The organism is Marivirga sp., assembly GCF_051117495.1.
Lineage (GTDB): Bacteria > Bacteroidota > Bacteroidia > Cytophagales > Cyclobacteriaceae > Marivirga.
The window spans coordinates 554,340-563,257 of sequence record NZ_JBNPEF010000004.1 but is presented as its reverse complement, the minus strand read 5'-3'; the positions used below and the strand labels follow the sequence as shown (position 1 = coordinate 563,257).

At 33.5% G+C, this 8,918-nt stretch carries 11 protein-coding genes; 5 read left to right on the top strand and 6 right to left on the bottom strand.

The window, feature by feature from the left end:
* Together ACFE0M_RS03595 and ACFE0M_RS03590 are read left to right on the top strand one after the other, a co-directional pair.
* Entirely contained in the window at positions 1 to 96 is a 96-nt protein-coding gene (locus ACFE0M_RS03595) for a hypothetical protein (protein ID WP_434544372.1), read from the top strand.
* A 54-nt stretch (positions 97 to 150) separates the two neighbouring features.
* On the top strand, positions 151 to 354 hold the full coding sequence (locus ACFE0M_RS03590; protein ID WP_434544369.1) for a hypothetical protein: 204 nt from the start codon (positions 151 to 153) through the stop codon (positions 352 to 354).
* An 8-nt stretch (positions 355 to 362) separates the two neighbouring features.
* Here the strand turns inward: ACFE0M_RS03590 and ACFE0M_RS03585 are convergent, their stop codons facing one another.
* From ACFE0M_RS03585 to acs, 3 genes are all read right to left on the bottom strand, one after another.
* Positions 363 to 1,418, bottom strand: coding sequence for a potassium channel family protein (locus ACFE0M_RS03585; RefSeq protein WP_434544368.1), 1,056 nt, complete (start codon positions 1,416 to 1,418; stop codon positions 363 to 365).
* Complete coding sequence (locus ACFE0M_RS03580) at positions 1,418 to 3,676, bottom strand: tetratricopeptide repeat protein (RefSeq protein WP_434544367.1); 2,259 nt, start codon at positions 3,674 to 3,676, stop codon at positions 1,418 to 1,420. The genes ACFE0M_RS03585 and ACFE0M_RS03580 overlap by 1 nt, the downstream gene beginning before the upstream one ends.
* Positions 3,677 to 3,796: 120 nt before the next feature.
* Entirely contained in the window at positions 3,797 to 5,692 is a 1,896-nt protein-coding gene (gene acs, locus ACFE0M_RS03575; protein ID WP_434544366.1) for an acetate--CoA ligase, read from the bottom strand.
* A gap of 320 nt (positions 5,693 to 6,012) precedes the next feature.
* Between acs and ACFE0M_RS03570 the strand changes: the two genes are divergently transcribed.
* From ACFE0M_RS03570 to ACFE0M_RS03560, 3 genes are all read left to right on the top strand, one after another.
* A complete protein-coding gene (locus ACFE0M_RS03570) occupies positions 6,013 to 6,336 on the top strand; it encodes a hypothetical protein (RefSeq protein ID WP_434544365.1) in 324 nt (107 codons plus the stop codon).
* Positions 6,337 to 6,445: 109 nt separating this feature from the next.
* Positions 6,446 to 6,679: a hypothetical protein gene (locus ACFE0M_RS03565; RefSeq protein ID WP_434544364.1), complete on the top strand. Its 234-nt coding sequence runs from the start codon at positions 6,446 to 6,448 to the stop codon at positions 6,677 to 6,679.
* Positions 6,676 to 6,969 carry a type II toxin-antitoxin system RelE/ParE family toxin gene (locus ACFE0M_RS03560; RefSeq protein WP_434544363.1) on the top strand — a complete coding sequence of 98 codons (294 nt, stop codon included), beginning with the start codon at positions 6,676 to 6,678 and terminating at the stop codon, positions 6,967 to 6,969. Before ACFE0M_RS03565 ends, ACFE0M_RS03560 begins: the two co-directional genes overlap by 4 nt.
* Before the next feature lie 65 nt (positions 6,970 to 7,034).
* Here ACFE0M_RS03560 and coaE read toward each other — a convergent pair whose 3' ends face one another.
* Genes coaE through yajC form a run of 3 tightly spaced genes read right to left on the bottom strand, consistent with a single transcriptional unit; the run spans position 7,035 to position 8,918 of the window.
* Complete coding sequence (gene coaE / locus ACFE0M_RS03555; RefSeq protein ID WP_434544362.1) at positions 7,035 to 7,622, bottom strand: dephospho-CoA kinase; 588 nt, start codon at positions 7,620 to 7,622, stop codon at positions 7,035 to 7,037.
* Entirely contained in the window at positions 7,619 to 8,596 is a 978-nt protein-coding gene (locus ACFE0M_RS03550) for a hypothetical protein (RefSeq protein WP_434544361.1), read from the bottom strand. The genes coaE and ACFE0M_RS03550 overlap by 4 nt, the downstream gene beginning before the upstream one ends.
* A 4-nt stretch (positions 8,597 to 8,600) precedes the next feature.
* The gene (gene yajC / locus ACFE0M_RS03545) at positions 8,601 to 8,918 is read right to left on the bottom strand and encodes a preprotein translocase subunit YajC (protein ID WP_325120151.1); all 318 of its coding nucleotides are present in this window, start codon (positions 8,916 to 8,918) and stop codon (positions 8,601 to 8,603) included.

The following is an 8,918-nucleotide window of genomic DNA, read 5'->3' as shown; positions in this document are numbered from 1 at the left end:
ATCGAAATATGGTATAACAGAAGAAGAAAACACAGCTATTTAGGATATTTATCACCTGAACAATTTAATGAAAATAATTATTCAAAATGCGCTTAATTATTTGTCCAGTTTTTTGTTGCAAGTCCAGAAATTTTTATTATTATACTAGTAATGTCAATATCTATAGAAACTGTAAGAGTCGGAAAGGATTATTATTTGGTAAACTATGGTGAAGTCCATGAATTTAAAGTGACCAAAGCAATTGGTTATAAGGATTTTAAATGTCAAGATATCAATACATTGGAAGAGTATGACCTTAGTGAATTAACAGCTTACGGTATGGGTAAAGATTTTGAATTTTATGAAATCGAGTAGCTATTTCATTATATTCCTTCTTCAAGTTCAAATATTTTTTTTATTTTCTTTTGAGTTTTTTGGTTCATTAACATAATTAAATAATCATCCGTCTTAATTTTATAATTATTAGATGGATTTTTATAAACTATTCTATTTCCCTCATCAATTCTTACCAAACCTAATAAAATAACATTTTCATTTTTTTTAAGATCGAAGAATGCTTTATCATATTCTTGCCCGTTATAAGGATTTCCTTCAAGTACTTTAAATTCCTTCATGTCATATTCCTCATCATTGGTGGGATAGGTTAATATTTCCTCGGAAAATAAGGCTACATCTGGCTCAAACATATAGCTGGCTAATAATCTGCTGGCAATTTCATTTTGTGAAATGGCATGAGTCACACCTGCGCTTAAAAAGGTTTGCTTTAAATTTGAATTCTCTAGAGTAACAGTAAAATTCAATCCCTCATATTCCTTTTTAAGATTTAAAATATAAACCAATTTTTCTGTATCATCATTGAGATTAATGAACACTGTTGAGGATTTTTTAATATTGACTTTTTCTAGAAGTTCAAAATTCTCATAATCACTGTAGAGAATGAAAAGGTTTTTGTCTTGATAAAGCTCCTTTAATAAATCAATGGTTTCTCTGTTTTTTGTGACAATTGCCACTTTTCTTCCTGCTTTTATTAGTTGGTCAATAACTGTTTTTCCAAATTGTGTCCAACCAATAACCACAATATGATCTTGAAAATCTGTTCCGTACATTCCCATTTTTTTATTTTCTTTTATGTTAGCCATTATTGAGGAGATTTGGCCAATTAACAAACCATATACTCCTAAACTCAATAATATCAGAATGTAGCCAATGGCTCTACCACCTGCAGAAGTAGGTACCATATCTCCATAACCTACTGTTGTGAGTGTTACAATTGAATACCATATAGCATCTGACAAATTATCAATTTTTCCTTCCTCTGAAAGAAGTTCAAATTCCAGTAAATTAAATACCAGGAATAAAAATATTCCCAAAAAGGCTAAAAGGTAATAAAATAATTTTTTATAACTTTTGATGTCCATTAGTTTAATTTAAATCCTACTATGAGGATATCATCGGTTTGGGTATTGCTTCCTCTCCACTTTATAAATTCTTCTTCAATATCATTTTGCTGTTCTTGGATTGGTTTTTCGGCAATCCTAGCAAGAAATTTACGAAAATTACCTTTCATATATTTTTTATTTTTTTGACCGCCAAATTGGTCTTGAAAACCATCAGAGCTCATGTAAATCATATTACCGGGCTTGTAACTTATTTCTTTTTTAGCAAAGGATTTATCCAGTTGTTGTGTGCTCCCAACACTGTTTCTATCTGGATTAATAACTTTTAATTCATTATCCTGATAAATATAAAGAGGAATTTTAGCACCCGTGTATTCTATTACTGCATTTTTACGGTCGATTAAAATAAGACTGATGTCCATTCCGTCAGTATTGGCATTTTCTAATTGTTGTTGATGGAGGTTTTGCTGAATTTTTTGATCCAAAAGCGAGACGATCAAGTCAGGGGACGTGATTCCCGTTTCTAAAACTATTTGGTTTAATAATGAATTCGCCAAAACGGTCATAAAAGCTCCCGGTACACCATGTCCAGTGCAATCTACCAGTGCGATAGCGGTTTTATTTTCAATTTGACTAAACCAATAAAAATCACCACTAACAATATCTCTTGGTTTAAAAAATATAAATGATTCTGGCAATATTTCTTTAATGGTTTGTAATTGAGGAAGTAAAGAATCTTGGATTTGTTTAGCATAAATGATACTGTCAGTTACTTCCTGATTTTTATCAACCAGTTTGCTACTGGTTTCAGCTAATTCCTCTTTTTGGTTTTCGATTTCCTCCTTCTGTTCCTGTATGGCTATGTTTTGCTCATTTAAAGCTTGATTGGCTCTGTTTTTGAGTTTAAATCTATTGTATAGTATTATGAGCAATATTATTAGTAGAAAAAGACCAATGCTTAATGCGATTATAAAAAAACTTCTTTGCTCGGCCTGCAATTCTTTAATGGCATTATCTTTTTTTAGTAAATCAATTTCTTTTTCCTTCTTGTCTATATTATATAGAGCCTCAATTTCAGCAATCGAACGAATATTTTCTTCTTTAAACTTTCGTTCTGATTCAAGCATGAAAAGCTTCATGTAAATTAATGCGTTGTTTTTGTCACCCATTTTATCATACAGCTTTGAGAGCTTTTGATAGGTATCTTTTAAAATACCTGATGAGTTGATTTTCTGGGCAATTGTTACACTGTTTTTAAGTTCTTGAATAGCTTTCTGATAATCAGAGTTCGTAATATGAACTTCACCCATTTCAAGTCCAATTCTTGCTTTCAATTCTTGCATATTTTGTTCATCAGCCAATGTCTTTGCTTTTTTAAAGCTTTCCATCGCTTTATTTAATTCATTTTTTAATTGATATACCTTCCCTACATCATAAAAGGAATAAGCTAGACCTGTCTTGTCCTGACTGGCGGAATCTATTTCCATGGCTTTTTGAAAACTTTCAAGTGCTCCTTCAATGTTACCGATAGCCAAATAATAATTGCCAATATTACTGTGAGTTGTGGCAATATTATAAGGCTCACCATTTTCTCTTGCTAAGGTTAGGGCATTAAATAAGTATTCTTTGGCTTTTTCATACGTTCCTAGTTCTTGATAAATCAGACCGATTGTATTTAAAGTAATTTCTTTACCTTTTTGAATTTCTAATTCCTCTTTGATTTTAAGTGATTGGATGCAATTTTGAATAGCCAAATTGTAGCGCTCCATGTAGGTGTAAATATCACATATTAAGGCTAAGAGGTTTGATTGCTGAGCCTTATCATTCATTTCATAGGCTAAATCCAAACCTAATTCTGCAAAATTTAGGGCAGTTTTATATCGGTCTCTGAAGAAATAAACATTAGCTAAAGAGGAAGCGGATTTTAAGGCACCAATTGAATTTTCTCGCTTTTGAAAAATTTCATAGGAGCTTAGAAAATATTGCTCCGTTTTATCAAAATCTTCCACTAAATAATAGTAATCTCCTAAATAGTATTGAGCCCAAGCATAGTTGTTGCTAACAGTGTCTTCCTGAGATAGGGTAATAAGCTCTTCTGCATACAACCGCATGGCATTAGGGTTGGATTCCCGATATTCCTCACATAATTGTATGAGGATATCCTTTTTCTGAGAATCACTAATTTCAGAATCTAACAAATTTTCTAAGCTATCAGTGTTTTGGGCTGATAATGGATGAAAGGAAATGATAAAAATTGCTATACTGAGAAATACTTTCATAGAAAACACAATATAACAATAATTATTTTTATTTGTATAAAATAGGTAGAGAAGGATCTGTTAAATTTATAAACTTCAAGTGGATATTGATAAAATCACCCACTTGAAGTCTTTCTGTATTTATTTTGCGCCTGCTTTAATTTCTTCCACAATTTCTGGGTTTAATAAAGTAGAGGTATCACCAAGATTGGAAGTATCTCCTTCAGCAATCTTCCTTAAAATCCTTCTCATGATTTTACCCGAACGCGTTTTGGGTAAACCTGATACGACTTGAATTTTATCGGGTTTAGCAATGGCTCCTATGATATTTCGAACTGTTTCACTGATTTCGTTGATTAAATTCTCCTCAGTTCTGTTTTCCAAATCACAAATCACATAAGCATAAATGCCTTGTCCTTTTACTTCATGCGGATAACCCACCACAGCAGATTCTATCACTTTAGGGTGTTCGTTAATGGCATTTTCCACTTCAGCAGTTCCCATTCTATGCCCGGATACATTGATGACATCATCCACTCTACCTAAAATTCGGTAATATCCATCCTCATCTCTTTTTACGCCATCGCCTGTAAAGTACATATTTTTATAAGTAGAGAAATAAGTGTTTTTACATCTTTCATGGTCGCCATAAGTCGTTCTTAACATGCCTGGCCACGGAAATTTTATACAGAGATTTCCTTCTACTGAATTTCCTTTTAACTCATTGCCTTCAGGATCAACAATTACCGGCTGTACCCCAGGCAATGGTAAAGTTGCATAAGAAGGTTTTGTAGGAGTAATTCCTGCTAAAGGAGAAATCATGATACCACCTGTTTCAGTTTGCCACCAGGTATCTACTACAGGGCATTTTCCTTTCCCCACATGCGAATGATACCAGTGCCATGCCTCCTCATTAATAGGCTCGCCCACTGTCCCTAGCACTTTTAAAGAACTTAAATCTCTTTTATCCACAGGCTCTGTTCCAAATGCTTGAAGTGCGCGAATAGCAGTTGGGGCGGTATAAAATTGATTGACTTTATATTTATCCACCACATCCCAAAAACGTCCCGCATCAGGGTAGGTAGGAACTCCTTCGAACATCACAGTAGTAGCTCCGGCCAATAATGGTCCATAAACAATATATGAGTGGCCTGTGATCCAACCTATATCGGCCGTACACCAATAAACATCCCCTTGGTCATATTGGAATACGTTTTCAAAAGAATATTTGCTATAAACCATATATCCACCACAAGTATGCACAACTCCCTTTGGTTTGCCGGTGGAGCCTGAAGTGTAAAGGATGAACAACATATCTTCAGCGTCCATTTCTTCAGCAGGGCATTCGGTAGATTGTCCTTTTATGGCTTCATGCCACCAAATATCTCTACCTGATTTCATTTCAACCTCTTCTCCAGTTCTTTTAAAAACTATAACATTTTCAATGGTTTTGGTTTTTTCTAAAGCTTCATCCACTACTGCTTTTACAGGAATTGATTTTGCTCCTCTGAAATTACCATCTGAAGTCAACACCATTTTGGCTTCACAATCATTAATTCTGTCCGCCAAAGCATTGGAAGAAAATCCTGCAAAAACTACGGAATGTACAGCCCCAATTCTAGCGCAGGCCAACATGGCTACGGCTGCTTCGGGCACCATGGGCATATAGATAATGACTCTATCACCTTTTTTAATGCCTTTTGCCTTCATGGCATTGGCAAATTGATTTACTTTTTCATAGAGCTGTCGGAAAGTAATGGTTTGATTTTCATCTCCTGGTTCGTTGGGCTCCCAAATGATGGCGGGTTTATCACCCATCGTAAAGAGATGTTTTTCAAGAATATTTTCTGTAATGTTTAATTTTGCTCCTTTAAACCATTCAATTTTTGGTTCCTCAAAATTCCATTCCACTATCTTTTCCCATCTTTTTTTCCAGTGAAATGAATCAGCAATTCTGGACCAAAACTTTTCAGGTTGATGTACACTTCGCTGGTATTCGTGTATGTACCCACTTAGGGTATGGATTCTATCACTCATAATATATCAATTAGCTGTTTCTTTAAATTATTTTGAACTTAATTTAGCAAGATTTAAACTAAAATGAAATGGTAGTGGTGGTTTCGGTGGATTGTGGGTTTAAATATTATTTTTATTTCATTAGTTTCGTGCATGAAACAGTAAAGATTTTAGGGAGCGATTTACTCTGCTAGTCTTAGCGTCTCGCTAAGACTTTCAAGGCTAAAATTAAAAGGCAAAAAGAGATATTATAGATTTAGTTTATAGATGGTGTAATGCATTGGCTTTATTCTTAGCGAGACGCTAAGACTAGTGGTGATATAAACCAGAAGGATTTACATTTGAAATTAATTGATACAATTGATCAGCTTGCCAGAGATTTAATTGGAAAGACTGGAGGAGTAAAAGGAAATGGCAAAGAACTTTTCAATAGTTGCGCAAAGATCGATAATTTAAAATCCGTCTTTGATAATTATAAAGTTAATAAGATAGAAATATTGTATAATCAACTTGATGAAACTGAAAAGTCAAATGAGATTAGAAAAGAATTAAACGAGTTTATTTACAATGAGAAGGCTTATTTTGATAAATCTTATTTTCAAAATCAAAACATTACAAATCTTACATTTGATCTTATGACTCTTGAGTTAATCTTAATAAATTAAGTTCTATTAATATATATGATTTGTGTTCTTTGTACAAACTTATTTAGTATTCAAGAAAGCTGAACCAAATAATCCTTTAAAATTGTTAATTTGGGGAAAATGAATTGTTATGGATATAATACAACTGAGAAAAAAAATTCATGAATATGTAGATCAAGCTGATGATAGATTTTTGACATTAATCACTGGCATGATAGAAGCAGACAAAAGCAGTGATTGGTGGGATGAATTGCATCCGAATCTGAAAGATTCTTTAGATCGGGCTTTAGAACAATCAAAAAGAGGTGAAGGACGCCCACACAAAGAAGTCATGAGTGAAATCAAATCAAAATACCTTAAGTGAGTTATACAGTTAAATGGTTACCTGAGGCTGAATTAACTTATGCTTTGGTACTAGAGTATTTGGATGAAAATTGGACAACAAAGGAAATTGAAAAATTTATTGACCGAACTGATGAAGTGATAAACTTTATAAGTCAGAACCCAGAACAGTATTTCTATTTAAAAAAGAAAAATTCATATCGAGCAGTAGTCACAAAACATGTTAGTTTGTATTATAAAATTCAATCTACTGAGATTGAGCTCTTGATATTTTGGGATAATCGTCAGGATCCGGAGAAGCTAAAATTGTAGATTTCCAAATTAACCCTCGTATTGACAAGCGTCCACCTGTGCTAAATAACGCAAGAACATACAAATCACCCAACCAACTCCTCATGCAAAGCCATCACCTGTTTAATAACTGACTTACTCTCATCATTATGAATCACATAATCCGCTAGGTCTAATCTCTTCTCATCCGAAAATTGTTTTTTCATAATAGCCAAAATACTTTCTTCAGTTCTGTGCGGATCTCTTTCCAATGTTCTTTTGAGACGTAATGCTTGATGGGCGTGGACGTTTATAATGGCATCTAATTGTTTGTAAGAACCCGTTTCAAATAGAAGTGCCGCTTCTTTTAATACATAAGGTTTGTTTGAATACTTTTTACACCAATTTTTGAAATCTTCTGCAACGGCTGGGTGTACCAGATTATTGAGTAGTTTTAATTTTTCATCATCACCAAAGACTTCTTTACTCAAATAATTTCTATTAAGTTCGCCATTTTCAAAATAGGCTTCTTTTCCAAAATGGAAGGCGATTTTTGCCTTAAGTTCCGGATCGTTTGATTGAAGCCATTTCGCCCTATAATCAGCAGGGTAGTTGGGGATATCTAAAAGCTCAAAGATTTTACAGACTAAACTCTTGCCAGCACCTATTCCTCCGGTAATCCCAATTTTCTTCATTCCCTAATATACTGATATTGAATGGAATCTATTTTAATATCCAAATCTTTTAGCTGACTTGGTACTAAAGTTAAAACTGGGCTTGCTATACTGTCTTGAGCATTGATTCCTTCAAAATCAACTACTAACTGAATGCTGTCTAAGTTAAAATTCCCAGCTAATTTTTCTTGGATTTTAAAAGATATCCTTGCCAAACTATCGCTGAAGATATAAGCATTGGAATCTGCAGGTAAATTAATTTTTTCAAATGGCAGCATCAATTCTTGCTGGATAAATTTGGCTACTTCAAAACTCACATTTACCTCTACAGGATTTCGGTTTACCAAGCTTGACCCAAAAGTAGGCAGGTATATATCTTCGGAATAATTGCTTGATATATTTTCTTCCTCAATATCAATAAATACTTCCTCAGGTATATTTTTTATAAATCTCTCAGGCCCTGAAAACGAAGCTGAATCATGTGATTTTTTGATTGTGGATATGATTCCGTAGCCTTCAGCTAAGCTGATTTTAGTGCTATCTATTGATAATTTAGAATTCGCAGTTCTTATTGAATCAATTTCAATTCTTAGGGTATCATTCTCTACATAATTCAATTGAATTTCATTCATTTGATCAGCTATTAAGCTGTATAAGGAATTGCCTAATATATATTTAGTGTTTACTGGCTCTTCCAATGGAACTTCAACTGGGGTAATCGTAAACCAGAAAGTTTTTCTAAGTAAATTCCATCCGCCACCACTTACGTTGATACTGACTTTTTTTGGTAATTCTTCCACTACAACTAAGGAAGAATCGGGATAGGTGAATTTTATCGGGTAGCTGATTCTGGTAGAGTAATTATCATTTAACGCATTGAAAAACCAAAAAGTGGTAGCTGTAACTATGCACAGAACTACCACTTTTATAGTGTCATTTGAATGAGGCAAAAATATATTGCTCAGCCAATCTCCTATTTTTTCAAATCGCTTCAATAATTTATTTCTCTTGAAGTTTTTTACTTTGCTCTAGAGAAACCGCTGATTTCTCAAAAATCATTTTTGTTCCTTTATCAACTTCCAAAATGATTTTATCTTCCTCTACTTGATAAACTTTACCATGAAGCCCACCAATAGTCACCACACTGTCGCCTTTTTTAATTTCAGCAATAAATTTCTTTTGATCCTTCTGTTTTTTTTGTTGTGGACGAATCATAAAGAAATAAAATACTAAAATAATACCGCCAAATAAAAGTAATTGGCTCATCCAAGCGCTATCATCTCCTGTAGTGGCTTGTGCTAAAATAAATTGTATCAT

Coding starts and splice junctions, on each gene's coding strand:
- ACFE0M_RS03590 (WP_434544369.1), top strand. CDS start 151: ATGTCAATATCTATAGAAACTGTAAGAGTCGGAAAGGATTATTATTTG.
- ACFE0M_RS03585 (WP_434544368.1), bottom strand. CDS start 1,418: ATGGACATCAAAAGTTATAAAAAATTATTTTATTACCTTTTAGCCTTT.
- ACFE0M_RS03580 (WP_434544367.1), bottom strand. CDS start 3,676: ATGAAAGTATTTCTCAGTATAGCAATTTTTATCATTTCCTTTCATCCA.
- acs (WP_434544366.1), bottom strand. CDS start 5,692: ATGAGTGATAGAATCCATACCCTAAGTGGGTACATACACGAATACCAG.
- ACFE0M_RS03565 (WP_434544364.1), top strand. CDS start 6,446: ATGGATATAATACAACTGAGAAAAAAAATTCATGAATATGTAGATCAA.
- coaE (WP_434544362.1), bottom strand. CDS start 7,622: ATGAAGAAAATTGGGATTACCGGAGGAATAGGTGCTGGCAAGAGTTTA.
- yajC (WP_325120151.1), bottom strand. CDS start 8,918: ATGATACAATTTATTTTAGCACAAGCCACTACAGGAGATGATAGCGCT.